The sequence below is a fragment of the Pseudomonas sp. LjRoot277 genome (assembly GCF_964253845.1).
GTDB lineage: Bacteria > Pseudomonadota > Gammaproteobacteria > Pseudomonadales > Pseudomonadaceae > Aquipseudomonas.
Genome location: NZ_CAXURI020000001.1, coordinates 1,411,901 through 1,438,331 on the forward strand (window position 1 = coordinate 1,411,901; position 26,431 = coordinate 1,438,331).

The 26,431-nt window shown below is 59.0% G+C and carries 23 protein-coding genes; 10 read left to right on the top strand and 13 right to left on the bottom strand.

Annotated features, from left to right (window positions below):
• Positions 1-29 precede the first annotated feature (29 nt).
• Positions 30-2,513, bottom strand: coding sequence for a glycerol-3-phosphate 1-O-acyltransferase PlsB (gene plsB, locus ACSQ87_RS06685; RefSeq protein WP_223433573.1), 2,484 nt, complete (start codon positions 2,511-2,513; stop codon positions 30-32).
• Positions 2,514-2,678: 165 nt separating this feature from the next.
• Between plsB and ACSQ87_RS06690 the strand changes: the two genes are divergently transcribed.
• Positions 2,679-2,888 carry a cold-shock protein gene (locus ACSQ87_RS06690; protein WP_008146705.1) on the top strand — a complete coding sequence of 70 codons (210 nt, stop codon included), beginning with the start codon at positions 2,679-2,681 and terminating at the stop codon, positions 2,886-2,888.
• 135 nt (positions 2,889-3,023) lie between these two features.
• Here the strand turns inward: ACSQ87_RS06690 and ACSQ87_RS06695 are convergent, their stop codons facing one another.
• The 4 genes from ACSQ87_RS06695 to ACSQ87_RS06710 all read right to left on the bottom strand — a co-directional run bounded on the left by ACSQ87_RS06695 (position 3,024) and on the right by ACSQ87_RS06710 (position 8,278).
• Positions 3,024-3,401 carry a hypothetical protein gene (locus tag ACSQ87_RS06695; protein WP_223433690.1) on the bottom strand — a complete coding sequence of 126 codons (378 nt, stop codon included), beginning with the start codon at positions 3,399-3,401 and terminating at the stop codon, positions 3,024-3,026.
• Positions 3,402-3,485: 84 nt separating this feature from the next.
• On the bottom strand, positions 3,486-4,295 hold the full coding sequence (locus ACSQ87_RS06700; RefSeq protein WP_223433689.1) for a putative RNA methyltransferase: 810 nt from the start codon (positions 4,293-4,295) through the stop codon (positions 3,486-3,488).
• Positions 4,295-5,446, bottom strand: a complete 1,152-nt coding sequence (gene dapE, locus ACSQ87_RS06705; RefSeq protein ID WP_008146697.1) for a succinyl-diaminopimelate desuccinylase — start codon at positions 5,444-5,446, stop codon at positions 4,295-4,297. Before dapE ends, ACSQ87_RS06700 begins: the two co-directional genes overlap by 1 nt.
• Before the next feature lie 240 nt (positions 5,447-5,686).
• Positions 5,687-8,278 carry a glycosyltransferase gene (locus ACSQ87_RS06710; protein ID WP_223433351.1) on the bottom strand — a complete coding sequence of 864 codons (2,592 nt, stop codon included), beginning with the start codon at positions 8,276-8,278 and terminating at the stop codon, positions 5,687-5,689.
• 282 nt (positions 8,279-8,560) lie between these two features.
• On the opposite strand from ACSQ87_RS06710, the gene tcdA reads away from it, so the two are divergent.
• Positions 8,561-9,379: a tRNA cyclic N6-threonylcarbamoyladenosine(37) synthase TcdA gene (gene tcdA / locus ACSQ87_RS06715; protein ID WP_411741512.1), complete on the top strand. Its 819-nt coding sequence runs from the start codon at positions 8,561-8,563 to the stop codon at positions 9,377-9,379.
• Positions 9,380-9,523: 144 nt separating this feature from the next.
• Here the strand turns inward: tcdA and ACSQ87_RS06720 are convergent, their stop codons facing one another.
• From ACSQ87_RS06720 to map, 8 genes are all read right to left on the bottom strand, one after another.
• On the bottom strand, positions 9,524-9,928 hold the full coding sequence (locus tag ACSQ87_RS06720) for a SufE family protein (protein ID WP_223433353.1): 405 nt from the start codon (positions 9,926-9,928) through the stop codon (positions 9,524-9,526).
• A complete protein-coding gene (locus tag ACSQ87_RS06725; protein ID WP_223433354.1) occupies positions 9,925-11,130 on the bottom strand; it encodes an aminotransferase class V-fold PLP-dependent enzyme in 1,206 nt (401 codons plus the stop codon). The genes ACSQ87_RS06720 and ACSQ87_RS06725 overlap by 4 nt, the downstream gene beginning before the upstream one ends.
• A gap of 76 nt (positions 11,131-11,206) precedes the next feature.
• Positions 11,207-12,241 carry a 2,3,4,5-tetrahydropyridine-2,6-dicarboxylate N-succinyltransferase gene (dapD, locus tag ACSQ87_RS06730; RefSeq protein WP_123365799.1) on the bottom strand — a complete coding sequence of 345 codons (1,035 nt, stop codon included), beginning with the start codon at positions 12,239-12,241 and terminating at the stop codon, positions 11,207-11,209.
• Between the two features lie 32 nt (positions 12,242-12,273).
• Positions 12,274-12,636 (bottom strand): ArsC family reductase, encoded by a 363-nt coding sequence (locus ACSQ87_RS06735; RefSeq protein ID WP_223433355.1) that lies wholly within the window; start codon positions 12,634-12,636, stop codon positions 12,274-12,276.
• A 226-nt stretch (positions 12,637-12,862) separates the two neighbouring features.
• Positions 12,863-13,597, bottom strand: a complete 735-nt coding sequence (locus tag ACSQ87_RS06740; RefSeq protein ID WP_223433356.1) for a M12 family metallopeptidase — start codon at positions 13,595-13,597, stop codon at positions 12,863-12,865.
• 161 nt (positions 13,598-13,758) lie between these two features.
• On the bottom strand, positions 13,759-14,958 hold the full coding sequence (dapC, locus tag ACSQ87_RS06745) for a succinyldiaminopimelate transaminase (protein WP_223433357.1): 1,200 nt from the start codon (positions 14,956-14,958) through the stop codon (positions 13,759-13,761).
• A gap of 43 nt (positions 14,959-15,001) precedes the next feature.
• On the bottom strand, positions 15,002-17,704 hold the full coding sequence (locus ACSQ87_RS06750; RefSeq protein WP_223433358.1) for a [protein-PII] uridylyltransferase: 2,703 nt from the start codon (positions 17,702-17,704) through the stop codon (positions 15,002-15,004).
• 45 nt (positions 17,705-17,749) lie between these two features.
• Positions 17,750-18,532, bottom strand: coding sequence for a type I methionyl aminopeptidase (gene map, locus ACSQ87_RS06755; RefSeq protein WP_201185921.1), 783 nt, complete (start codon positions 18,530-18,532; stop codon positions 17,750-17,752).
• A 374-nt stretch (positions 18,533-18,906) separates the two neighbouring features.
• Here map and rpsB point away from each other — a divergent pair, with 374 nt between their 5' ends.
• The 8 genes from rpsB to rseP all read left to right on the top strand — a co-directional run bounded on the left by rpsB (position 18,907) and on the right by rseP (position 26,375).
• Entirely contained in the window at positions 18,907-19,644 is a 738-nt protein-coding gene (gene rpsB / locus ACSQ87_RS06760) for a 30S ribosomal protein S2 (protein WP_003219330.1), read from the top strand.
• A 192-nt stretch (positions 19,645-19,836) separates the two neighbouring features.
• Positions 19,837-20,700 carry a translation elongation factor Ts gene (gene tsf, locus ACSQ87_RS06765; RefSeq protein ID WP_033056302.1) on the top strand — a complete coding sequence of 288 codons (864 nt, stop codon included), beginning with the start codon at positions 19,837-19,839 and terminating at the stop codon, positions 20,698-20,700.
• Between the two features lie 209 nt (positions 20,701-20,909).
• The gene (gene pyrH, locus ACSQ87_RS06770) at positions 20,910-21,653 is read left to right on the top strand and encodes a UMP kinase (protein WP_003172271.1); all 744 of its coding nucleotides are present in this window, start codon (positions 20,910-20,912) and stop codon (positions 21,651-21,653) included.
• Positions 21,650-22,207: a ribosome recycling factor gene (frr, locus tag ACSQ87_RS06775; protein ID WP_008028968.1), complete on the top strand. Its 558-nt coding sequence runs from the start codon at positions 21,650-21,652 to the stop codon at positions 22,205-22,207. Before pyrH ends, frr begins: the two co-directional genes overlap by 4 nt.
• Positions 22,208-22,220: 13 nt before the next feature.
• The gene (gene uppS, locus ACSQ87_RS06780) at positions 22,221-22,976 is read left to right on the top strand and encodes a polyprenyl diphosphate synthase (RefSeq protein WP_150654823.1); all 756 of its coding nucleotides are present in this window, start codon (positions 22,221-22,223) and stop codon (positions 22,974-22,976) included.
• The gene (locus tag ACSQ87_RS06785; protein ID WP_150654824.1) at positions 22,976-23,782 is read left to right on the top strand and encodes a phosphatidate cytidylyltransferase; all 807 of its coding nucleotides are present in this window, start codon (positions 22,976-22,978) and stop codon (positions 23,780-23,782) included. Before uppS ends, ACSQ87_RS06785 begins: the two co-directional genes overlap by 1 nt.
• Entirely contained in the window at positions 23,779-24,969 is a 1,191-nt protein-coding gene (gene ispC, locus ACSQ87_RS06790; protein WP_223433359.1) for a 1-deoxy-D-xylulose-5-phosphate reductoisomerase, read from the top strand. The genes ACSQ87_RS06785 and ispC overlap by 4 nt, the downstream gene beginning before the upstream one ends.
• Before the next feature lie 53 nt (positions 24,970-25,022).
• Complete coding sequence (gene rseP, locus ACSQ87_RS06795; RefSeq protein WP_223433360.1) at positions 25,023-26,375, top strand: sigma E protease regulator RseP; 1,353 nt, start codon at positions 25,023-25,025, stop codon at positions 26,373-26,375.
• Positions 26,376-26,431: the final 56 nt, after the last annotated feature.

Genomic DNA, 26,431 nt, shown 5'->3' on the forward strand with positions numbered 1-26,431 from the left:
TATTGTCAGAAAGTTACCGCCGACTCCAACTAAGCCTGATCCGCCGCATCTTCACTGCGATGTAACGCGACCTGCCGGATCGACAAACGAATCTCCGCCGGCAACACCCGCTTGGCAGCGCCTTCGGCCAGTTCGCCGAGCAGTTCGTGATAGCTCAGCTTGCCGGCCTCGTCTCGCTTGAGTACGTCCAGATCCAGCATGGTCTGGATGAAGTGGCGGAACAGGCTCTTGTCGAAGAACTCCGGGGCGTTCAGGCCATGCAGAATCGACAGGCGCTGGGCCATGACCGTGCAGAGGTCTTCCAGCTCTTCGGCGCTTATGCTGTTCTGACCGCTGTTGAGCAGCAGCGAGACCGTCATGTAGAAGCGCTGCAAGGTCTGGGCGATGCTTTTCGACAGCAGGGTCAGCAGTACGAAATGCCGTGAGCTCGGTGCTGGACGCAGGTAAACGTCATTCTCAAAACGCAGCAGACCTTGTTCGACGAAGGCTTCGAGCCATTGATCGATCACTTCATCCAACTCCTCCAGCGACCAGCGAATAAACAGCTCCGATTGCAGGTACGGATACAGCGCGCGACTGTAGCGCAGGATCTGTTCGCGGCTCATGCGCGAGGCGCTCTGGAAGAAGCTCGCCAGCAACGCCGGCAAGGCGAAGATGTGCAAAACGTTGTTGCGGTAGTAGGTCATCAGGACGGCGTTCTGCTCGTCAAGATACAGAATCTTGCCCAGGGCATCGCTCTGCTCGGACAGCAGATCCATGTCCTTCACATGCTCGATCAGCGCGCGGCCGTCACCTTCCGGCAGGGTGGTGTGCGGCGAATACGGGACCTTGCGCAACAGCGCCAGATACAGATCGAGCACGCGCGCCATAGCGCGATCATCCAGCGCCAGACGGCTGGTGGACAGCAGCGCCAGGGCCACGAGGTTGACCGGGTTGATCGCCGCCGCTTCGTTCAGGTGCTGCGCGACTTTCTCGCCCAACCGGTTGGTAGTTTCGTTGAGCCACGCCGGTTTGAACTGCGGACCGAGTTCCTGTTTACGCCAGTCCGGCTGCTCGCTGTCGAGGAATTCCGCCAGTTTGATCGGCTCGCCGAAGTTCACCGCCACCTGACCGAAACGCTGCTTGAGCGCGCCGATGACTTTGAAAATGTCGAAGATCGATTCTTTCTTCTTGGTCGCGCCACGCAGTTCGCCAAGGTAGGTCCGGCCTTCCAGCACGCGTTCATAACCGATGTAGACCGGGATGAACACGATCGGCATACGCGACGAGCGCAGGAAGCTGCGTAGAGTGATTGCGAGCATCCCGGTTTTCGGCTGCAGCATGCGCCCGGTACGCGAACGGCCACCCTCGACGAAGTACTCCACCGGGAAGCCTTTGGTGAACAGGGTGTGCAGGTATTCGTTGAACACCGAGGTGTAGAGCGGGTTGCCCTTGAAGGTACGGCGCATGAAGAACGCACCGCCGCGACGCAGCAGGCCGCCGATCCCCGGCATGTTGAGGTTGATCCCGGCGGCAATGTGCGGCGGGGTCAGGCCGTTGCGAAACAGCAAATAGGACAGCAGCAGGTAGTCGATGTGGCTGCGGTGGCAGGGCACGTAGATCACTTCGTAACCCGGGGCGACCTTTTGCACGCCTTCGATGTTGTTGACCTTGATGCCGTCGTAGATTTTGTTCCAGAACCAGCTCAGCACCACTTCCATGAAGCGGATCGCGGTGTAGGTGTAGTCGGAGGCGATCTCGTTGCCATAACGCAGGGCCAGGGCCTTGGCTTTCTCCGGAGAGATGTTCTCGCGCTCGGCTTCGTCGAGGATCGCTTGCTTGACCAGCGGCTGATTCAGCAGGCCCTTGACCAGGTTGCGACGGTGGGAAATGTCCGGACCGATCACCGCCGCTTTCAGGTTGCGGAAGTGCACCCGCAGAATTCGTTGGGCCATGCGCACGGTGCGCTCGTGGCCCTTGTTGTGGTCGATCAGCTCGCGCAAATGGATCGGCGCGGAGAACTGCACGCGGGTTTTGCGCCCCAGCACAATGATGCTCAGCAACCGGCGCAGGCGCCCGGTGACTGCCCAGCTGTCGGCGAACAGCAACTTCCATGGGCTCGATTCGCTGTCTGGCGACTGACCCCAGAACACGCTGACTGGAATGATCTGCGCGTCTTCGGCGGCGTTCTGGCTCAGGGCGCTGACCAGGCGAGTCAAGGTCGGCGGTGCACCACGTTTATCCTGTCGGCCGAGCCAATCGGGCTCTGGCGTCAGGTAAAAGAACGCGGCGGGCTCCTCCAGCGTACCTACCGAGACCGGCAACACCGGGCGGGGCAAACCCGCCTTGCTGCACTCGGTATCGACCACGGCCAGGTCGGTCAGCGAAGGGTTTTGCAGGACGTAGAACACCGGACGGCTGCGGTCGAGGTTGAGGGTGAACGACGACTGATTGATCGTCTCCGAGCGAACCCAGAGGTAGAGCAGTCGGCGCAGGGTGCCAAACACAAGACGGCGGAACGGGGAACGGGTCATACGGCATCTGCATGAGTGAATAAAACCGAGCGTTTGCTCGGGTGGCCGATAGTGTGCCGTATTCGCTGAAAATCGGCAAAAAAGCGGCTAAGTAAAGTGAGTTGAGAGTTTTGAAGGCTGACATATACTCGGCCGTTCAAAATAAAAATAAGGGGGTACTGATTCATGGCTACGCGTGAAACCGGCAATGTGAAGTGGTTCAACGACGCCAAGGGCTACGGCTTCATTCAGCGCGAGGACGGGGTGGACGTGTTCGTGCATTACCGCGCGATTCGCGGCGAAGGGCATCGCTCGTTGGCTGAGGGTCAGCAGGTTGAATACGGCGTGGTGACCGGCGAGAAGGGCTTGCAGGCTGAGGATGTGGTGGGGCTGTAAACCCATTCTCCAGATCACCCAAAACCACTGTGGGAGCGGGCTTGCTCGCGAATGCGGTGTATCAGTCAACGTTGATGTCGACTGATACACCGCATTCGCGAGCAAGCCCGCTCCCACATTTGATCGGCGTTGCTCTTAGACGGTTTTCCAGGTGATCTCTTCTTCACCGTCCGCGCTAATGCGCATCCAGCGATCGGCCGTCTCTTCACCTTCTTCCTCGACCCAGCTACCCGGTGCGCAACGCACTTCGACGTTCAGCGCGGCAAAGGCTGCGCGGGCGCAGGCGATGTCGTCTTCCCACGGGGTCTGGTCGCTGTCCAGGAACAGGCTGTTCCATTTGCCCACGGCTTTTGGCAACCAGGTGACCGACATGTTGCCGGCCTTGCACTTGTAGGTCTGGCCTTTCTGGACCCAGTCGGTGCATGGGCCCAAAGCAGTGCCGAGCCAGGCCGCGACGGCCTTGTAGTCGACGTCGGCGTCTTTCAGGTAAATCTCGATATCGGGTTGGCGCATGGATGTCCTCACTGCGGGTCTGAAAAATCCATTCGCGGATTTAGCCGGCCTACGACAAATGCCGAAGACCAAAAAATTAAGGTGTTATTGAAGTACGAAGTAATCGTAGCGCATCGAAACGGTGACCTCGAACGGCTCGACCTGTTCGATGACCGCCGCCCGGCGCTCAGCACTGGCGCGCCAGCCGTGGGGCGTCATGGCCAACAGGTTCGCCCGGTCCTGACCCTTTTCCAGCGTCAGTTTGAATTCCAGGGTTTCGCTGTGCTGCAGCGCCATGCCTTCCGGCACCAAAGCCAGATGCTTGTCATCGGTGTATTCACGCACTTCGTCGTACAGACGCTCGCGTAATTCCATCAGATGGCCGCTGGTCGGCCCGACTTTCATCAAACCGCCGCCGGGGCTGAGCAGGCGTTTGGCTTCCTCCCAATCCAGCGGGCTGAAGACGCTGGCGAGAAACTGGCAGCTGCCAGAGGCCAGCGGAACCCGGGCCATGCTGGCGATCAACCAGGTCAGCTGCGGGTTACGTTTGCAGGCGCGTTTGACCGCTTCCCGGGAAATATCCAGTGCGTAACCGTCGGCGTTCGGCAAGGCCTCGGCGATTTGCGCGGTGTAGTAACCCTCGCCACAACCGATGTCCAGCCAGCGCTGCGGTGCGTACCGAGCGGCCAGTTCCGCCAGACGCTTGGCCACCGGCGCGTAATGGCCGGCGTTCAAAAAGTCGCGTCGGGCTTCGACCATCGCCAGGTTATCCCCAGGGTCGCGGCTGTTCTTGTGCTGCACCGGCAACAGGTTCAGGTAACCCTGACGCGCACGGTCGAAACGATGCCCGGCGGGGCAGGCCACGCCGTTGTCCACCGCGTTCAGCGGTTCGCTGCAGATCGGGCAGGCGAGCATCAGGCGAGCAACTTGATCAGGGTCTGGTAGTAGATTTCGGTCAGCACGTCGAGGTCGGCAGCCAGTACACGCTCGTTGACCTGGTGGATCGTCGCGTTGACCGGGCCCAGTTCAACAACCTGAGTACCCATGGTCGCAATGAAGCGCCCGTCGGAGGTGCCGCCACTGGTGGACGCCTTGGTTTCACGACCGGTAATGTCCTTGATGCTCGACGCGACAGCATCGAGCAACGCGCCCGGTTCGGTGAGGAACGGCAGACCGGACAGCGCCCAGTCGATGTGCCAGTCCAGGCCATGCTTGTCGAGGATGTCAGCGACGCGCTTTTGCAGGCCTTCAACGGTGGATTCGGTGGAGAAGCGGAAGTTGAACACCGCCACCAGGTCACCCGGGATTACATTGGTCGCGCCGGTGCCGGAGTTCACGTTGGAGATCTGGAAACTGGTCGGCGGGAAGAAATCGTTGCCGTGGTCCCAGTGCTCGGCGGCCAGTTCGGCCAGCGCCGGGGCGGCGAGGTGGATCGGGTTCTTCGCCAGGTGCGGATAAGCCACGTGACCTTGCACGCCGCGCACGGTCAGCTTGGCACCGAGGGAGCCGCGACGGCCGTTCTTGACCACATCGCCCACCAGGGTGGTACTCGACGGTTCGCCGACGATGCACCAGTCCAGACGCTCCTTACGGGCGGCAAGGCGTTCGATCACGGCTTTGGTGCCGTGGTGCGCCGGGCCTTCTTCGTCGCTGGTGATCAGGAAAGCAACCTTGCCCTTGTGATCCGGGTAGTCGGTGACGAAACGCTCAGCCGCCACGGTCATGGAAGCGAGGCTGCCTTTCATGTCCGCCGCGCCACGGCCGCAGAGCATGCCGTGTTCGTCGATCACCGCGTTGAACGGGTCGATCTGCCAGGCGGTCACCGGGCCGGTCGGCACCACGTCGGTGTGGCCGGCGAAGCACAGTACCGGACCGTCGTGTTTACCGTGGGTCGCCCAGAAGTTATCCACATCTTCGATGCGCATTGGTTCAAGCGCAAAACCGGCATCGCCCAGGCGCTGCATCATCTGCTTCTGGCAATCGGCGTCGACCGGCGTCACGGACGGACGGCGGATCAGGTCGATGGCGAGTTGAAGGGTCGGCGAAAGGTCGGCGTGGGCCGTCATGGAAAACTCCGAAAACATGAAATATGGGCGCGGGCTAAATGTGGGAGCGGGCTTGCTCGCGAATGCGGTGTGTCAGTCAGCATAAAAGTTGATTGTTACACCGCATTCGCGAGCAAGCCCGCTCCCACAGGTTTTGAGTACGGTCAGAAAGACCGTATATCACGCCAAGCCCTGCAAAATGGCGGTTATCTTAAAGCAAAACGGCGGCCATTGGCCGCCGTTTAGTGCATCTGGAACGATTTAGACCGCCGGTGCCGTCTCGCCCTCGACCGAAGGTTTCGGCAGCGAAGACAAGAACGCCATGATCAGCGCCGCCAGGTACGGCAGCGACTGCACGAGCAACATCGTCACCCAGAAGCGCATGTCGTTGCTCGGCAGGCCGTTCACCAGGAAAATCCCCAGCGCCGCGCTCCACAACAGCAGCATGATGAACATTTCTTCGCGAGCTTCCGAAATCGCCACCCAGAAGCCGTGGTTATCGGCGTTTTTCGGGGTGCGGAAGAACGGAATGCTGCTGGTGAAGAAGCCGTACAGCACCGCTTTGGCGATGGTGTGCGACAACGCCAGCCCTGCCAATGCCGCGCAGAACGCATCCTTCAGGTTGACCCCGACCGCACGGCGGTAGAGGAAGATGATCTTGCCCACCTTGAACACGAACAGCGCCAATGGCGGGATTGCGAAAATCAGCAACGGTGGATCGACCCGCTGCGGCACGATGATCATCGCGGACGACCACAACAGGGCGCCGACGGTGAAGAAGATGTTCATGCCATCCGCCACCCACGGCAACCAGCCCGCGAGGAAGTGGTAACGCTGGCCACGGGTCAGCTCGGTGTCCTTGCCGCGCAACAAACTGGCGGTGTGACGCTTGATGATCTGAATCGCACCATAAGCCCAGCGGAAACGCTGCTTCTTGAAGTCGATAAAGGTATCGGGCATCAGGCCTTTGCCGTAGCTGGTGTGGTAATACGCCGCTGACAAGCCTTTTTCGAATACGCGCAGACCCAACTCGGCGTCTTCACAGATGCACCAGTCAGCCCAGCCCAGTTCCTCGAGTACCGAGCGACGGGTCATGGTCATGGTGCCGTGCTGGATGATCGCATCACGGTCGTTACGGGTGACCATGCCGATGTGGAAGAAACCTTTGTATTCCGCGTAGCAGAGCTTCTTGAAGGTGCTTTCGTTCTGGTCGCGGTAATCCTGCGGCGACTGCACCACCGCGATTTTCGGATCGGCGAAGTGCGGCACCATGTGCTTGAGCCAGTTCGGGTCGACGCAGTAGTCCGAGTCAATCACCGCAATCACTTCGGCATCCTTGGCGGTGTGCGGAATCAGGTAGTTCAGCGCGCCACCCTTGAAGCCGGCCAATGGCGCGACGTGGAAAAACTTGAAGCGCGGACCGAGGGTTTCGCAATAGTCGCGCACCGGTTCCCAGACCGCCGGGTCCTTGGTGTTGTTGTCGATGATCAGGACTTCGAAGTCCGGATAGTCGAGGTTCGCCAGGGCGTTGAGGGTCTGTTTGACCATCTCCGGTGGCTCGTTGTAGCAAGGTACGTGAATCGAGACTTTCGGTCGGTAGTCCGAATCGCCCACTACTGGCAGGAATTCACGCCGGCGTTTGTGGGTCCAGGCCGCTTCGGCCAGCTCATGGGCCTCGGTCAGCAGAACGATAAACACCCCGAGTGCACCGAGGGCGAGCAGGAAGCCCACCGTCAGGCTGAACCAGGTGCTGTATTGCTGACTGTAGTCGTAACCGATCCACACCAGCACCGAACCACAGAGGAACGCGATGAAGGTCAGGAAGGTGCGACCACGTTGACGCAGGGCCGAGCCGTCGATCATCAGCAGGGTCAGGGACAGCAGTGCTAGCACTACGGAGCCGATAGCCAGCACGCGCCATTGCGGGATCGCGACGACCGGGCCTTCGAAGTTGAATTTCTGCTGGCGTGCGGCGTTGAACACGCCCCAGTAAGCGCCCACGGAACCTTCGTCACTGGCCTTCCACGGTTGGTCGAAGGCTTCGATCACGAAGTAGTTGAAGCCCTGGCGATTGAGCTTGTTGACCAACGTCCGCAGATAAATCGCCTGGTCTGCCGGCGACGCGTCGGCGCCACCGCGCATACGGCCGTTGCTCGGCCAGCCGACTTCCGACAGCAGCAGCGGTTTTTTCGGGAACATCTTTTTCAGATCCCGGGCGCGGTCGAGAACGAACTGCCCGGACTGCTCCATCGGAACATGTTCCCAGTACGGCAGGACGTGGGCGGCGATCAGGTCGACGTGCTTGGCCAGGCTCGGGTTTTCTTCCCAGACGTGCCATTGCTCGGAAGTCGTCACCGGTACTTTCACTGCCGCGCGGACGCGATCAAGGATCACGCTCAGTTCGGCGGCGGTAATTTCCTTACGGAAGATCGCCTCGTTACCGACTACGACGCGAACCACGCTGCGGGAGGTATTGGCCAGGTCAATGGCGCGCAGGATTTCACGCTCGTTGCGCGCAAGATCCGGGCTGATCCAGATACCCAGCGTCACGCGCAAACCGAATTCTTCGGCGAGCTTGGGAATATCACCCAGGCTGCCATCGACCGAGTAAGTACGGATGTTGTCCGTCAACTTGCTCATGATCTCCAGATCGCGACGCATTTCATCGTCGGTCGGGTATTGCTCTTTTTGTGGGTACTGCCCTTGCTGGAACGGCGAGTACGAAAAGCCGGAGATCTGTTCAGGCCAGTTGGGGGCGGTGACCGGGCGATTGATCAGCGCCCAGAAGCCGGTAAACAAGGCTGCGATGGCGAGCACCACGACCAGGTTGAGTCCAAATTTACGCGATGACATAGCTTTTTCAGGTTCCAGGGGCTGCTGAACGAAGGAACGGTCGGCGGCCGATTGCCAAGAGGCTGGGGGCGCGCATCCTACACCGGGCGTTCACTGACCGTACAGCGGACAGGGAAATGCCGGACGTTGGGCAATCCAACTCGGTTTAAGTTCTTTCGTTGGACCTTGTAGGTTAAATCTTTGTTCTGTGTAGCCTGTTTAAAACGGTCAAGACGCCCGTTCATAGCCCAAAGATGCTCTTGGCCGCTGACGGCCCTATAATGCGCGCCGGTTTTTGGGGTAATGGTCATGAGTACAGAAGATCCGCGGTTTGCAGGCATCGCCCGTTTGTATGGCATTGACGGCCTGGAGCGTTTGCGCGCGGCCCACGTGGCGATCGTTGGCGTCGGTGGCGTCGGTTCCTGGGCGGCGGAAGCCGTCGCCCGTTGTGGCGTGGGCGAGATTTCGCTGTTCGACCTGGACGACGTCTGCGTCAGCAACGCCAACCGTCAGTTGCACGCGCTGGACAGCACCGTCGGCAAACCCAAGGTTGAGGTGATGGCCGAGCGCCTGCGCGGGATCAACCCGGACTGCACCGTGCACGCGGTGGCGGACTTCGTCACCCGCGAGACCATGGCCGAATACATCACGCCGAACATCGACTGCGTCATTGATTGCATCGACAGCGTGAATGCCAAGGCGGCGCTGATTGCCTGGTGCAAGCGCCGCAAGATTCAGATCATCACCACCGGCGGTGCGGGCGGGCAGATTGATCCGACGTTGATTCAGGTGTGCGATTTGAATCGGACCTTCAATGATCCGTTGGCTTCGAAAGTGCGCTCGACCTTGCGCCGCGATTACAACTTCTCACGCACCGTGACCCGCCATTACAGCGTGCCGTGCGTGTTTTCCACCGAGCAACTGCGCTACCCGAAACCGGATGGCAGCATTTGCTTGCAGAAGAGTTTTGTCGGTGATGGTGTGAAGCTCGACTGCGCCGGAGGGTTTGGTGCGGTGATGATGGTGACGGCGACTTTTGGCATGGTCGCGGCGACCAAGGCTGTGGATAAGATTGTGGCTGGAGTGCGGCGCCCCGCCGACAAGTTAATTCCAACGCCTTAAGCGGGGTTTTGTGGCGAGGGAGCTTGCTCCCGCTGGGTCGCGGAGCGGCCCCAAAGCATGCCATCGGGGTGTGTCAGTTGCGATGCGTATAATGTTTTACGACTGCTTCGCAGTCGGGCGGGAGCAAGCTCCCTCGCCACAGAATTACTGAGCCAGCTCACGCATCCGCTGTAACACGGCATTGAGGCCATTACTGCGCGATGGGGAGAGCTGACGACTCAGTCCAAGCTGATCAAACCAATCCGGCAAATCCACCTGCTGCAACTCAACCGCTGACAACCCGTTAACCCGCGCCAGCAGCAACGCCACCAACCCGCGAATCAACCGTGCATCGCTGCTCGCGGCAAACTGCCAGTGCCCGTCATCCAGCGCGCCCACCAGCCACACCTGACTTTCACAGCCGTGCACCCGGTTGGCATCGACCTTTTCCACATCGCTCAACGCCGGCAGACGGTCGCCCCATTGCATCAACAGCCGCGCCCGTTGTTCCCAACCGGCAGCCTTCTGAAAAGTCTCCAGCGCTGTAGCCGCATCGGCAGGCAAGTTCATCGCAACAACTCCAGCGCCTGATCCAGCGCTTCAAAGAACCGTTCCAAATCTTCGGAATCGTTGTACAGCGCCAACGATACCCGGATGGCCCCAGCCAGCTCAAAACGCTTGAGCAACGGCATGGCGCAGTGATGACCGGCGCGCACAGCGATCCCCTGTTCGGTCAGCAAATGCGCCAGATCAGAGTTATGCACACCCTCGACGACAAAACTGGCCAGCGCCAGTTGCGGTTTGCCCAGCAACCGAATGCCGTTGCGTGCTTCAAGGCCTTTGAGCAAATAGTCATGCAGCGCTGCTTCATGGGCGCAAACCGCGTCCTGATCGAGCCCCGCCAGATAATCCAGCGTCGCCCCCAAACCAATCACCCCGGCAATCGGCGGCGTACCCGCCTCGAAACCCAGTGGCGCCGGGCGGAACCGTGCGCTGTGGTAATCCGCATCCAGCACCATTTCGCCGCCGAATTGCCAGTGGCGCAGTTGCTCAAGCGCTTCGTTGCGACCGAACAGCACGCCCAGACCGTCGGGGCCGTAGAGCTTGTGGCTGGAAAACACATAGAAGTCGCAGCCCAGCGCCTGCACGTCGTGCCGGCCATGAACCACGCCTTGGGCGCCATCGACCACGGTCAACGCGTTATGCGCCTTGGCCATCGTCAAGAGGGTGGGCAACGGCTGCCAGGCGCCGAGTACGTTGGACAGCTGACTGACCGCCAGCAAGCGGGTTCGAGGACCGATGAGCTGCGCGGCAGCATCAAGGTCAATCAAACCGTCGGCGTCCAGTGGCAGGATCACCAGCTTCAGGTCGCGGCGGTGGGCCAGTTGCTGCCACGGCAACAGATTGGCGTGATGCTCCAGGGCGCTGATGACAACTTCATCGCCCGGATTGAAAAGATGTTCCAGGCCGTAAGCCAGGAGGTTCAGCGCAGACGTTGCGCCGTGGGTAAAGATGATCTGCCCGCAATCGCCGGCATTGAGCCAGTGGGCGACTTTGCTGCGGCTGTCCTCGAACGCCTGGGTGGCGTGGGCGCCGGGCAGGTGTTGCGCCCGATGCACGTTGGCCGCGCCGTTGGCGTAGTAATGCGCCAGGGCATCCAACAGGGCTTGAGGTTTTTGCGTGGTGGCGGCGTTGTCCAGATACGTCTGGTCTTGCCGTTGCAATGCGGCGATGGCCGGAAAATCGGCGCGCCAGGGAGAGGGCACAAGCATGGTGGTCAAGACTCGTTTGAGCAGGCCGGGCGCTGATGATACGCGCCCGGCCGCTCGACTAACATCGAGTCGCTGCTTAGTTGTGAGCGTGCAGCGCTTCGTTCAGTTCGATGGCCGATTTGTGGGTTTTGCATTCCACGGCACCGGTCTCCGAATTGCGACGGAACAGCAGGTCAGGTTGACCGGCCAGTTCACGGGCCTTCACGACTTTGACCAGTTTGTTGTTTTCGTCCAGCAGCGCCACTTTGGTACCAGCGGTCACGTACAGGCCCGATTCAACGGTGTTGCGATCGCCCAACGGAATGCCGATACCGGCGTTCGCGCCGATCAGGCAGCCTTCGCCGACCTTGATCACGATGTTGCCGCCGCCCGACAGGGTGCCCATGGTCGAGCAGCCGCCGCCCAAGTCCGAACCCTTGCCGACGAATACGCCAGCGGAAACGCGGCCTTCGATCATACCCGGGCCTTCGGTGCCGGCGTTGAAGTTGACGAAACCTTCGTGCATCACGGTGGTGCCTTCGCCGACGTAAGCGCCCAGACGAATACGTGCCGCGTCAGCGATACGCACGCCGGCCGGAACCACGTAGTCGGTCATTTTCGGGAATTTGTCCACCGAGAACACTTCCAGCAGCTCGCCACGCAGACGGGCTTCCAGTTGATGTTCGGCCAGTTCGGCCAGGTCGATTGCGCCCTGGCTGGTCCATGCCACGTTCGGCAGCAGCGGGAACACACCGGCCAGGTTCAGGCCGTGCGGCTTGACCAGACGGTGGGACAGCAGGTGCAGCTTGAGGTAAGCCTCAGGCGTGGAGGTCAGTTGAGCGTCTTCGGCCAGAATAGTCGCGACCAGCGGCTTGTGACTCTCGGCCAGACGGGTCAGCAAGGCAGCCTGGGCAGCGTCGACGCTTTTCAGCGCTTCAGCCAGTTGCGAGGCCTGAGCGGTGGTGAAGGCGATGGCCTGATTGCCTTCGGTGTAGCCCAGAACTGGCGCGATGGCAGCGACCAGTTCGGCCGACGGGTTAAGCAGCGGCTGAGCGTAAAACACTTCCAGCCATGCGCCTTGACGGTTTTGAGTGCCGACACCAAAGGCCAGGCTGAACAGGGTAGTGGACATGTTGATACCTCTAAAAAATGGAACGGGCTGCCTTACTTGAGCGCTGCCGCGTAGATATCTGGCTTGAAGCCAATCAGGGTTCGGTCACCGAGATCAAGCACCGGGCGCTTGATCATCGAGGGTTGTGCGAGCATCAGGTCGATGGCTTTCGGCTGGTCGAGATCGGCTTTGCGTTCGTCGTCGAGCTTGCGAAAGGTCGTGCCTGCACGGTTCAACACCACTTGCCAGCCGTGCTCGTCGCACCATTGGGTCAGGCGTTCACGGTCGATTCCGACCGTTTTGTAATCATGAAAGTCGTAGCTGACAGCGTGTTCATCGAGCCAGGTGCGCGCCTTTTTCATGGTGTCGCAGGCTTTGATGCCGAAAAGGTGCAACGTTTTACTTGAAACGGTCAAGGAATTGCCCCCTTTGCAGGTGCTGGAAATTAATGGTGACGGATTATGCCATGACCGTTCAGTTAAAACGCAAAACCCTGTGGGAGCGAGCTTGCTCCCACAGGGATTGCGGTGCAAATGCTCAGCCTGTGCGTTCGCTGGACTCAGTCAGCGTCGTTCGAACGCGATTCTTAACGTCCGGCCATTACCCCGGAATTTGTCTCGATCATTACAAATGAATAAAGTTTTAGCGTTTGGGATAGAGCAGTTTCATCAAGCGCTTGTCTTTTTTGCTGATCTTGCGGTTGATTGGAATTTCCCAATCACCCACTGTCAGGGTGCTCGCCACTGGATGGTGCATGATCGACTTTCTGTCGTACGGCGTATAAATCGCTTCGATTGTATCGAAGGGTTGAAACAGGTTCCTATCGACTTGTTCTTTGGTCAGCGGATTCATTTCTCGATTCTGGTAGAACGCATACACTTTCGGTTTGTCCCAGGGAATATTGGCCTCAGGGTGTTGGTGTTCATGCATGGCGCCTAAGGCATGTCCAAACTCATGAGTCACGATCACATCGAAGTCTGCATCTTCAGGTTTGACACCCAGATCCATGGTCTGCCAGTCCGGATGAATCAACAGCGCATCGGTGCCCAGCATTGAGCTGTTGACGTTGTTTTTTGTCGCAATCCGGATATCACCTTCAAGTCCATCGACAAAATCGAAGCTCAGATTGATATAGGGCAGCCACTGGCTGGCCGCATTGATGATTTTCTGTTTGTGTTCATCGTCGGGGCCGTCGATAAACGCGATCTTGAGTGTGCGTCCGTTTGCCCACAGCTTTGAGTAATTGATCAGAGAGCGCTTGCGACGAGTGCCGCCGGTGCCGGTGCCGGCATTCTCAGGGTTCTCGTTGATGGCGGTCTCATAGGATTGTTGATCGTCGGGCCATTGGATAAGGGTGCAGTCTTCAATACTGTTCATTGGCTACTTCTTCCTTGAAGTAAGGTCGTGTGAATGCGCACGCTAATGCGCTGCATGAGAGTAAGGGGGACTCTGCAGTTCGGTGAACTTTAATTTCGGATGAAGTGTAACTGGCTATATAAGAGTGCCCGCACTGCGTTGCACAGTGCGGGCTGGGATATTTACTTGTTGCGGGTAATAAACTCGCGAATTCTCTTGGCCGCTTCCACACATTCGGCCAGCGGCGCGACCAGCGCCATGCGCACGCGACCGGCTCCCGGATTAGCGCCGTCAACTTCACGGGACAGATAAGAACCCGGCACTACCGTGACATGTTCTTCCACAAACAGATCACGGCAGAACGCCTCATCATCGCCTTCAACATTCGGCCACAAATAGAAACCGCCATCCGGACGCTGCACATCCATCACCGGGCTGAGGATCTCCAGCACCGCATCGTATTTCTCACGATACAGCGCACGGTTGGCGCGTACGTGTACTTCGTCATTCCACGCAGCAACGCTGGCCAGTTGAGTCTGAACCGGCATCGCGCAGCCGTGATAGGTGCGATAAAGCAGGAAGCCTTTGAGAATGTCCGCATCACCGGCCACGAAACCCGAGCGCAGTCCCGGCAGGTTGGAGCGCTTGGACAAGCTGTGGAACACCACGCAACGCTTGAAGTCCTTGCGGCCCAGTTCCACGCAGGCGCTGAGCAGGCCGGCCGGTGGAGTTTGTTCGTCGAAATAAAGTTCGCTGTAGCACTCGTCCGCGGCGATCACGAAGTCGTATTCGTCGGCCAGGGCGATCAGCTTCTTCAGGGTTTCGACCGGGATCAGTGCGCCGGTCGGGTTGCCTGGCGAGCACAGGAACAGGATCTGGCAGCGTTTCCAGATGTCCGGTGAGACGGCGTCGAAATCCGGGTTGAAGCCGTTTTCGTCCAGGCACGGCAGGTAATGCGGCTTGGCACCGGCAAGGAACGCTGCGCCTTCGTAGATCTGATAGAACGGGTTCGGGCTGACCACCAGTGCATCGTCGCCACGGTTGACTACGGTCTGGGTGAAGGCGAACAGCGCTTCACGAGTGCCGTTGACCGGCAGCACATTGCGCGCGGGGTCGAGCCAGCCGTTCGGAACGCTGAAACGACGTTCGCACCACGCGGCGATGGCTTCACGCAGGGCCGGAATTCCGAGGGTGGTCGGGTACACGGCCATCTTATCCAGATTGCTTGCCAGGGCTTCGGCGACAAAGCTCGGCGAACGGTGTTTCGGCTCGCCAATGGACAGTGCAATGGCACGCTTGTCCGGGTTTGGCGTGACGCTGCCGAGCAGGGCGCGGAGCTTCTCGAACGGGTAGGGCTGCAACTGGTTCAGAGCGTTGTTCATCGGTACGGGGTCTCGTTCAAAGCGGCTGAATCCTGACGCGCAATCAGATGCTGATGCGCGACAGTTTGATATCGGGTTCGTTACTGACGGTCAGCTGTTCGACGATTGCATCCTGCAAGCGGCTGCACAGCAATGGGTCGGACAACGGTTGGTTGTTCGCATCGGTGATGAAGAACACGTCTTCCACGCGCTCGCCGAGGGTCGCAATCTTGGCGTTCTGTAGCGACAGATCAAATTCGAGGAAGATCGTGCCGATACGTGCCAGCAGGCCTGGGCGGTCGGGGGCGCTGAGTTCCAGCACGGTCACCGGACGCTGGGCGTCGTTGTGGATCGTCACCTGTGGCGCAAACGCGAAATGCTTGAGCTGGCGCGGTACCCGACGCTGAATGATGGTCGGGTAGTCGTCCGGGTTGCGCAGGGCTTCGGTCAGGCCTTCGCGAATCTGTTTGACCCGCGCCGGGTTATCGCCGATCGAGTCGCCGTCGGTGTCGAGCACGATGTAGGTGTCGAGGGTGAACTGGCTGCTGGAGGTGATGACCCGGGCGTCGTGAATGTTCAGGTTGAGCTGGTCCATTGCAGCCACGGTCACGGCGAAGAAGTCGTGTTGATCCGGCGCATAGATAAAGATCTGCGTGCCGCCTTCGAACTCGCGCTGGGTGGTTTCCTTGATCAGCACCAGCGGCCCGCCGTCGGCCGGCTGCTGGAGGATCGCGTCACTGTGCCAGGCCACGTCGCCGGCGGTGTGGCGCAGGAAGTAGTCATCGCCCAATTGCGCCCACAGCTGCTCGACGTCGTCCGGATCGGTGCCGCCGCGTACCAGAATGTCCAGTGCCGCGCTCTGTGTCTGGCGAATCTGCTCTTCGCGGTCCACCGGGTTTTCCAGGCCGCGGCGCAAGGCCCGCTTGGTCTCGGTGTAGAGCTGGCGCAACAGGCTGGCGCGCCAGGAATTCCACAGCGTCGGGTTGGTGGCGTTGATGTCGGCGACGGTCAGTACGTACAGATAATCGAGGTGGGTTTCGTCGCCGACGATCTGCGCGAAATCGTGGATCACCTGCGGGTCGGACAAGTCCTTGCGCTGGGCGGTGGTCGACATCACCAAATGGTTCTGCACCAGCCAGACGATCAGGCGGCTGTCCCACACCGGCAACTGGTGGCGCTGGCAAAAAGCTTCGGCATCCACTGCGCCGATTTCCGAGTGATCGCCATGCCGGCCCTTGCCGATGTCGTGGTACAGGCCGGCCAGGTAGATCAGCTCGGGTTTGGGCAGTTTGCCCATGAGCTTGCTGGCCAGCGGGAATTTTTCCGACACCTGGGTGTACTGCAACTTACGCAGATGTTTGATCAGGTTCAGGGTGTGAGCATCGACCGTATAGATGTGAAACAGGTCGTGCTGCATCTGCCCGACAATGAAGCCGAACTCCGGCAAGTAGCGCCCGAGGATGCCGTAACGGTTCATCCGTCGCAGGTTGCGGTGGATGCCGATCTTGCACTTGAACAGCTCGATAAACAGGCTGGTATTGCGGATGTCGTTGCGGAAATCGTCGTCGATCAGGTGACGGTTTTCTCGCAGCAGACGAATGGTGTCGGCGCGCACGCCTTTGATTTCCGGCTGCTGGGCCATCAGTACGAAGATTTCCAGCATGGCGAACGGAGTTCGGCGGAACACGTTGTCGTTGCGCGCCTCGATGTAACCGTCGTGCAGCTGGAATCGCGAGTTGATCGGCTGCGGCGGCGCTTGGTCTTCCGGCGCGAGGATGACTTCCTCGAAGTGCTGGATGATCAGGTCGCTGAGCTGGGCAATGCTCATGACCACGCGGTAATACTGCTGCATGAAGTTTTCGATGGCTTGCTTGGCGTCATCGCCTTTGAAGCCCAGCAGCCCGGCGATGGTGCGCTGGTGATCAAACAGCAAGCGGTCTTCGGAGCGGCCGGCGAGCATGTGCAGGGCGTAACGAACCTTCCAAAGGAATTCCTGGGAGGAGGCCAACAGCGCGTTTTCGCTCTCGACCAGGAAACCTTCGCCGGCCAGGGCCCGCAGGTTCAGGGTGCCGTACTCGCGACGGGCCACCCACAGAATCGTCTGAATATCCCGTAGGCCGCCGGGAGAGCCTTTGACGTTGGGTTCCAGGTTGTATTCGGTGTCGTTGTATTTGTGGTGACGGGCCTTCTGCTCGGCGCGTTTGGCCAGGAAGAAGTCCTTGCTCGGCCACATGTGCGCGGTGCTGGTGACATCCAGCATGCGCTGGCGCAAGCGCTCGGGGCCGCAGATGGTGCGGCTTTCCATCAGGTTGGTGACGACCGTCAGGTCGGCGCGGGCCTCCTGGACGCATTCGTCCACCGAGCGAACGCTCTGGCCCACTTCAAGGCCGATGTCCCACAACAGCGTCAGAAAACGCTCGATGGAATCTCGGAAAACTTCGTGATCGGCGCTGTCCAGCAGGATCAGCAAATCGATGTCGGAATAAGGGTGCAACTCGCCGCGACCGTAGCCGCCGACCGCGACCAGTGCGATGTCGGCTTCGGAACTCAAGCTGAACTGCTCCCAGGCCTTTTGCAGGATGTTATCGACGAACCAGGCACGATCCTCGATCAACCGGCGAATGTCGCGGCCGCTGCGAAAGCGCTCGTCGAGTACCTCGCGGGCCTGGCGAATCGCCTTCTTGAAGGCCGCGATCGGGCTTGCCTTCAGGGCCAGTTCAGCCTGGAACTGGCCACGGTCGAAGAGTTCGGGATCCACCTGCGGCATCGATTGGCTTTCCTGTCTATAAGGCTGAGGAGCTGCGCGCCCGGATCAGGCCGAAACGCGCGGAATGGTGTCGTCGGCGCGCAGGGTGAAGATCTCGTAACCGGTTTCGGTTACCAGCAGGGTGTGTTCCCACTGGGCCGACAGCTTGCGGTCCTTGGTGATCGCGGTCCAGCCGTCGCCCAATACCTTGGTGTCGGCCTTGCCCTGGTTGATCATCGGCTCGATGGTGAACGTCATGCCGGCTTTCAGCTCCATGCCGGTGCCGGCGCGGCCGTAGTGCAGGATCTGCGGCTCTTCATGGAACACCTTGCCGATGCCGTGACCGCAGAACTCGCGAACCACGGAAAAACCGTTCTTTTCAGCGTGCTTCTGGATCACTTCACCGATGTCGCCCAGGCGGCAGCCGGGTTTGACGATTTCGATGGCCTTGTACATGCATTCCTGAGTCACTTGCGACAAGCGCTCGGCCCAGACCGGCACGGTGCCGACGTGGAACATGCGGCTGGTGTCGCCGTGGTAGCCGTCCTTGATGACGGTGACGTCGATGTTCAGCGTATCGCCATCCTTCAAGGCCTTCTCGTTCGGAATGCCGTGGCAGACCACGTGATTGATCGAGGTGCAGATCGACTTCGGGAAGCCCTTGTAGTTGAGCGGGGCAGGGATAGCTTTCTGCTCGTTGACGATGTAGTCGTGGCAGATGCGGTCCAGTTCTTCTGTGGTAATGCCCGGCTTGACATGTTCGGCAATCATTTCCAGCACATCGGCGGCCAGTTTGCCGGCGATGCGCATTTTTGCGATGTCCTCTGGGGTTTTGAGGGTGACGGTCATACAGGCTCTCTCTGCGCTCGATGGCGCCTTCTAAAACGGAATGGGCGTTGCGCGGTCGATCTTCGCGGCCCTGAAAAACGCGATTCTAACAGACGAGCAGCGCAAATCTGAGCCTCTGTGCATCGCTTCTCCTTATAGAATGGCGCATTCTTGGAGGATTCCAAGGGACGGAACCAACGCACGCGCCAGGATTTAACAATCCGGGTTCCGTTTTTTTCAGCCTTGTGATATAAAATGCGCCGCTTTCCGGGGATCCCCTGAAAAGCCTAAATCCACACACGTGTCGACACGATGACCTGGGTGCCTTCAGCTGATGCTGCTGGTTGGTCATTGGGATACGTGGAGGCCAAACCCGACTTACTTAAGGAACTATCATGTCCCAAGTCAACATGCGCGATATGCTGAAGGCCGGTGTGCACTTCGGTCACCAGACCCGTTACTGGAACCCGAAAATGGGTAAATACATTTTCGGCGCGCGTAACAAGATCCACATCATCAACCTTGAAAAAACCCTGCCAATGTTCAACGAAGCTCTGACTTTCGTAGAGCGTCTGGCCCAGGGCAAAAACAAGATTCTGTTCGTCGGCACCAAGCGTTCCGCTGGCAAGATCGTTGCTGAAGAAGCAGCACGTTGCGGTTCGCCGTACGTCGATCACCGCTGGTTGGGCGGCATGCTGACCAACTTCAAAACCATCCGTGCTTCCATCAAGCGTCTGCGTGACCTTGAAGTGCAAGCCGAAGACGGTACTTTCGCCAAGCTGACCAAGAAAGAAGCGCTGATGCGCACTCGCGATCTTGAGAAGCTCGATCGTTCCCTGGGTGGTATCAAGGACATGGGCGGTCTGCCAGACGCTCTGTTCGTTATCGACGTTGATCACGAGCGCATCGCGATCACCGAAGCCAACAAGCTGGGCATCCCGGTTATCGGCGTAGTCGATACCAACAGCAGCCCGGAAGGCGTTGACTACATCATCCCAGGCAACGATGACGCAATCCGCGCTATCCAGCTGTACATGGGTTCGATGGCTGACGCTGTAATCCGTGGTCGCAACCACGTTGCTGGCGGCACCGAGCAGTTCGTTGAAGAAGCTCCGGTAGCAGCAGCTGAGTAATTGACGCCTTGGCGTTGACTCAGTAAGCAAAAAGGGGGCTTGGCCCCCTTTTTGCCACCTCGAAAACCGTTTGTCGGTAGCGCAGTTGCATTGTCTGTAGCGTGCAGCGACCCACAGCGGTGGTTCGGGAAGAATTGATCGCCCGTTCGATCGGGTGGAATGGTTGAAAACCTATCCAAGAGGAATTTAGAAATGGCAGAGATTACTGCAGCGTTGGTCAAAGAACTGCGCGAGCGTACTGGCGAAGGCATGATGGACTGCAAAAAGGCCTTGACCAAGGCTGGCGGCGACATCGAAAAAGCCATTGATGACATGCGTGCTTCGGGCGCCATCAAGGCTGCCAAGAAAGCTGGCAACGTGGCTGCTGAAGGCGCAATCGCTCTGAAGGAAGACGGTAAATCCGCCGTTCTGCTGGAAGTGAACTCGCAGACCGACTTCCTGGCTTTGCAGGATGACTTCAAGGCATTTGTCGCTTCCAGCGTTGAAAAAGCGTTCGCTGACAAACTGACTGACGTTGCTCCGCTGATCGCCGCTCAAGAAGCCGATCGCCTGGTTCTGGTCGGCAAGGTTGGCGAAAACGTCAACATCCGTCGTCTGGCGCGCGTTGAAGGTGACGTTGTTGGTGGTTACCTGCACGGCAACAAGATCGGTGTTGTGGTTGCCCTTAAAGGCGGCAGCGTTGAGCTGGCCAAAGACATCGCCATGCACGTAGCGGCGACCAACCCTGAATTCCTGCTGCCATCGGAAGTTTCCGCTGAAGCGGTCGAGCGTGAGAAAGGCGTGTTCCTGACCCTCAACGCTGACAAGATCGCTGGCAAGCCAGAAAACATCGTTGAAAACATGGTCAAAGGCCGTATCAGCAAGTTCCTGGCTGAAGCGAGCCTGGTTGAGCAGGCGTTCGTCAAGAACCCTGAAATCAAGGTTGGCGAACTGGCCAAGAAAGCCGGTGCTGAAATCGTTTCCTTCACCTACTTCAAAGTAGGCGATGGCATCGAGAAGCCGGTCGACAACTTCGCTGAAGAAGTTGCTGCCCAGCTGGCTGCCGCCAAGCAATAAGACGGTTTTTAACTGTCGCCCTGAAGAGGCTGCCCGCTCACGCGCGCAGCCTCTTTTCAGATGGGGCACCAATTTTTAATTGGTTTCCTTTTGGAACTGGCTTACAAAGCCATGTTCCGATGGTGCTGAAACAGCGCCAAGTTAGAGTGAACGCCAGCTGTAAACAGCTCGCAAAGAATTTTTAAAATACGCCGCAGGAGAGATTCGCAATGGCTCAGCAGGGCAGTGGTTATCAGGCTCGCTATAAACGCATTCTACTCAAGCTTAGCGGCGAGGCCCTGATGGGCTCGGAAGAGTTCGGGATCGATCCGAAAGTTCTGGATCGCATGGCGCTGGAAGTCGGCCAACTGGTCGGCATCGGTGTTCAGGTCGGTCTGGTGATCGGCGGCGGTAACCTGTTCCGCGGTGCAGCGCTGAGCGCGGCCGGCATGGATAGGGTCACCGGTGACCACATGGGTATGCTGGCCACTGTGATGAACGCCTTGGCCATGCGCGATGCGCTGGAACGTGCCAATATCTCGGCCATCGTGATGTCGGCCATTTCCATGGTTGGCGTGACCGATCACTATGATCGCCGCAAAGCCATGCGCCACTTGAACGCCAAGGAAGTCGTGATTTTCGCGGCCGGTACCGGCAATCCGTTCTTCACCACGGATTCGGCAGCGTGCTTGCGTGCAATCGAAATCGATGCCGATGTCGTGCTCAAGGCGACCAAGGTCGATGGCGTCTACACCGCTGACCCATTCAAAGACCCGCATGCCGAGAAGTTCGATCATCTGACTTACGATGAAGTACTGGATCGCAAGCTGGGCGTGATGGATCTGACCGCCATTTGCCTGTGCCGCGACCACAAGATGCCGTTGCGCGTATTTAACATGAACAAGCCCGGCGCCCTGCTGAATATCGTGCATGGCGGCGCTGAAGGGACCCTGATCGAGGAAGGCCAGCAATGATCAACGAAATCAAGAAAGACGCTAAAGAGCGTATGCAGAAATCCGTCGAGTCGCTGATGCACAACTTCGGCCGTATTCGTACTGGCCAGGCGCACCCAAGCATTCTGGAAGGCGTGATGGTGCCGTATTACGGTTCTGACACCCCGATCAAACAGGTGGCGAACATCACCGTCAAAGACGCCCGTACCCTGCAAGTCGTTGCCTTTGAGCGCAACATGCTGGGTGCCGTGGACAAAGCCATCGGTAGCGCGGGTCTGAACCTCAACCCGACCAACCTGGGCGAATTGTTGCTGATCTCCATGCCGGCCCTGACCGAAGAAACCCGCAAGGGCTTCACCAAGCAGGCTCGTGATGTCGCTGAAGATGCCCGTGTTGCGGTGCGCAACATCCGTCGTGACGCGAACAGCCAGCTCAAGGATCTGGTCAAGGAAAAAGAAATCAGCGAAGACGAAGAGCGTCGCGCCACTGGCGAAATTGATGATCTGACCAAAAAGTACGTGGCTGAAATCGACGCGAATTTGGCGCAGAAAGAAAAAGACCTGATGGCCGTATAAGGGTCGCGTTTTCATGGAAAAGACCAAGCAGACTGCGCCGTCCGCGGTGCCGCGCCATGTCGCGATCATCATGGATGGTAATAATCGCTGGGCGAAAAAGCGCTTTATGCCGGGTGTCGCCGGTCATAAAGCGGGTGTGGATGCGGTTCGTGCGGTGATCGAGGTGTGCGCCGAGGCCGGGGTCGAAGTATTGACCCTGTTTGCCTTCTCCAGTGAGAACTGGCAGCGCCCGGCCGACGAGGTCAGCGCCTTGATGGATCTGTTCTTCAAGGCATTGCGTCGCGAGGCCAAGCGCCTGAACGAAAACAACATCAGTTTGCGCATCATTGGCGACCGTTCGCGCTTTCATCCAGAGCTTCAGGCTGCCATGCGTGAAGCTGAGGCAATGACAGCGGGCGCCAATCGCTTCATTCTGCAGATCGCTGCCAACTATGGCGGACAGTGGGATATCGCGCAGGCCGCACAGCGTCTGGCTCGGGAAGTTCAGGCCGGGCACCTGCGTCCGGAAGACATTACCCCGGAACTGTTGCAAACCTGCCTGGCTACCGGCGATTTGCCGTTGCCGGACTTGTGCATCCGTACCGGTGGCGAGCACCGCATCAGCAACTTCCTGCTGTGGCAACTGGCTTACGCCGAGTTGTACTTCTCCGACCTGTTCTGGCCGGACTTCAAACACGATGCCATGCGTACCGCGCTGGCCGATTTTGCTTCTCGGCAGCGCCGCTTCGGTAAAACGAGCGAGCAGGTCGAGGCTGGAGCCCGGTTTTAATGCTTAAACAACGAATCATCACCGCACTGATCCTGTTGCCGATTGCCCTGTGCGGGTTTTTCCTGCTCGAAGGCACCGGTTTTGCGCTGTTCATCGGGCTGGTCGTGACCCTCGGTGCATGGGAGTGGGCACGCCTGGCGGGCTTCACTGAGCAACCGATCCGCATTGCCTATGCAGCTGTGGTCGCGTTGATGCTGTTTGTCATGCATATCGTGCCTGGGCTCGCGCCTTGGGTGTTGGGCGCTTCGGTGCTTTGGTGGGGCGTTGCAACCTATCTGGTGCTGACTTATCCGCGCTCCAGCGAACTTTGGTCCAGCGTTGCCTGCAAGCTGGTGATCGGTCTGCTGATCCTGCTGCCTGCCTGGCAAGGTCTGGTTCAGATCAAGCAGGAGCCTTTGGGCAACTGGCTGATCATGGCGGTGATGGTGCTGGTCTGGGGCGCTGATATCGGTGCTTATTTCTCTGGCCGGGCCTTTGGCAAGCGCAAGCTGGCGCCACAGGTCAGTCCCGGCAAAAGCTGGGAGGGTGTCTACGGCGGCCTCGCGGTGAGTCTGGTCATTACTGTCATTGTAAGTCTGGTTCGAGACTGGACGGTGGCGCAACTGTTCAAAGGTCTGATGGGTGCAGCCATCATCGTGTTTATCTCGGTGGTAGGTGATCTCACCGAAAGCATGTTCAAGCGTCAGTCCGGGATCAAGGACAGCAGTAATCTGCTGCCGGGTCACGGCGGCGTGCTGGACCGAATCGACAGTCTGACTGCAGCGATTCCAGTGTTTGCCGTGCTGCTATGGATGGCGGCACCGTGAGCCGCCCGCAGCAGATTACCGTCCTGGGGGCGACCGGTTCGATTGGTCTGAGCACGCTAGACGTCATCGCTCGCCATCCCGAGCGTTATCAGGTTTTCGCCTTGAGCGGTTTCACCCGTCTGAGCGAGCTGTTGGCACTGTGTGTTCGTCATACGCCGCGGTTCGCCGTGGTGCCTGAGGCGGGTGCCGCCCGAGGTTTGCAGGACGACTTGTGCGCCGCAGGTCTGTCGACCCGCGTGCTGGTCGGGGAGAAGGGCCTGTGTCAGATTGCTTCCGATCCTGAGGTCGATGCGGTCATGGCGGCCATCGTTGGCGCTGCGGGCTTGCGACCGACTCTGGCGGCGGTAGAAGCCGGCAAGAAAATCCTCCTGGCCAACAAAGAAGCACTGGTGATGTCCGGTGCGCTGTTCATGCAGGCGGTGCGCAAGAGTGGTTCGGTGTTGCTGCCGATCGACAGCGAGCACAACGCGATTTTCCAGTGCATGCCACAGGATTTCGCGCGTGGGCTGGGTGCCGTCGGGGTGCGTCGGATTTTACTCACAGCCTCTGGCGGTCCGTTCCGACAGACACCTATGGCTGAACTGGTGCATGTTTCCCCTGAGCAAGCGTGTGCCCACCCGAACTGGTCCATGGGGCGCAAGATTTCGGTGGATTCGGCCAGCATGATGAACAAGGGGCTGGAGTTGATCGAAGCCTGCTGGCTGTTTGATGCCAAGCCGTCTCAGGTCGAAGTGGTGATTCATCCTCAAAGCGTGATTCATTCGCTGGTCGATTACATCGACGGTTCGGTATTGGCTCAGTTAGGTAACCCTGACATGCGCACGCCGATCGCCAACGCGCTGGCCTGGCCGGAGCGAATCGACTCGGGTGTTGCGCCGCTGGACCTGTTTGCAATTGCGCGGCTGGACTTCCAGGCGCCTGATGAAGAGCGATTCCCGTGTCTGCGCCTTGCGCGTCAGGCGGCTGAATCCGGCAATAGCGCGCCGGCCATGCTGAATGCGGCGAATGAAGTGGCGGTCGCGGCCTTTCTCGACGGGCGGGTTCGCTACCCGGAAATCGCGAGTATCATCGAAGAAGTATTGAATCTCGAGCCCGTGGTTGCGGTTGATGATCTCGAGGCAGTGTTCACGGCCGACGCAAAAGCGCGAGTACTGGCCGAACAATGGTTGAGTCGTCACGGGCGGTAAGTGCTGCAATACGTTGACCCATGCGGCACTGGACAGGATTGCGGAGAAAGTAGATGAGCGCGCTCTATATGATTGTCGGCACCCTGGTGGCTTTGGGTGTGCTGGTCACCTTCCACGAATTCGGCCATTTTTGGGTCGCGCGTCGCTGTGGGGTCAAAGTGCTGCGTTTCTCCGTGGGCTTCGGTATGCCGTTGCTGCGCTGGCACGACAAGAAAGGCACTGAGTTCGTCGTCGCCGCGATCCCGCTGGGCGGTTACGTAAAAATGCTCGACGAGCGCGAAGGCGAAGTGCCTGCCGATCAGCTTGATCAATCCTTCAATCGCAAATCCGTCCGCCAGCGCATCGCTATCGTATCGGCGGGTCCGATTGCCAACTTTTTACTGGCGATGATTTTTTTCTGGGTGCTCGCCATGCTCGGCAGCGAGCAAGTGCGCCCGGTCATTGGTGCAGTCGAATCCGGCAGTATCGCCGCCAAGGCTGGTTTGAGCGCAGGCCAGGAAATCATTGCCATCGATGGCGAGCCAACTTCTGGCTGGGCCGCGGTGAACCTGCAGTTGGTCCGTCGTCTTGGGGAGAGCGGTTCCCTGCAGTTGCTGGTCCGTGATCAGGGTTCCACAGTGGATTCGCCCCGTGAACTGATGCTGGATAAATGGCTCAAGGGTGCCGATGAGCCGGATCCGATTCGTTCGCTGGGTTTACGCCCTTGGCGTCCGGCGCTGCCACCGGTCCTGGCCGAACTTGACCCGAAAGGCCCGGCACAGGCTGCTGGCCTGAAGACCGGTGACCGACTGTTGGCTCTGGACGGTAAGTCGCTTGATGACTGGCAGCAGGTGGTGGATACGGTCCGTATGCACCCTGATACCAAAATCATGCTGCGCGTCGAGCGTGATGGTGCTCAAATCGACGTCCCTGTGACGCTGGCCGCTCGCGGCGAGAAGAAGGCGCCCAGTGGTTATCTGGGGGCTGGAGTGAAGGCGGTTGATTGGCCGCCAGAGATGATTCGCGAAGTGAGTTATGGTCCTGTGGCAGCGATTGGGGAGGGGGCTCGACGCACCTGGACCATGAGCGTACTGACCCTCGATTCGCTCAAGAAAATGTTGTTCGGTGAGCTCTCGGTAAAAAACTTGAGTGGACCGATAACCATTGCTAAAGTGGCGGGCGCTTCTGCCCAGTCGGGTGTCGCTGATTTCCTGAATTTCCTTGCTTATCTGAGTATTAGCTTGGGGGTTCTGAATTTGTTGCCCATTCCTGTACTGGATGGGGGGCATTTGTTGTTTTATCTGATCGAGTGGGCGCGTGGTCGCCCCTTGTCGGATCGGGTGCAGGGTTGGGGGATACAGATCGGTATCAGTTTGGTGATCGGGGTGATGTTGCTTGCTCTTGTCAATGATCTGGGTCGACTGTAACGCTTCGCTGAATTGCGAATCTGCCGCATTTTGCGGCAGTTTGTTTATTGCCAGTT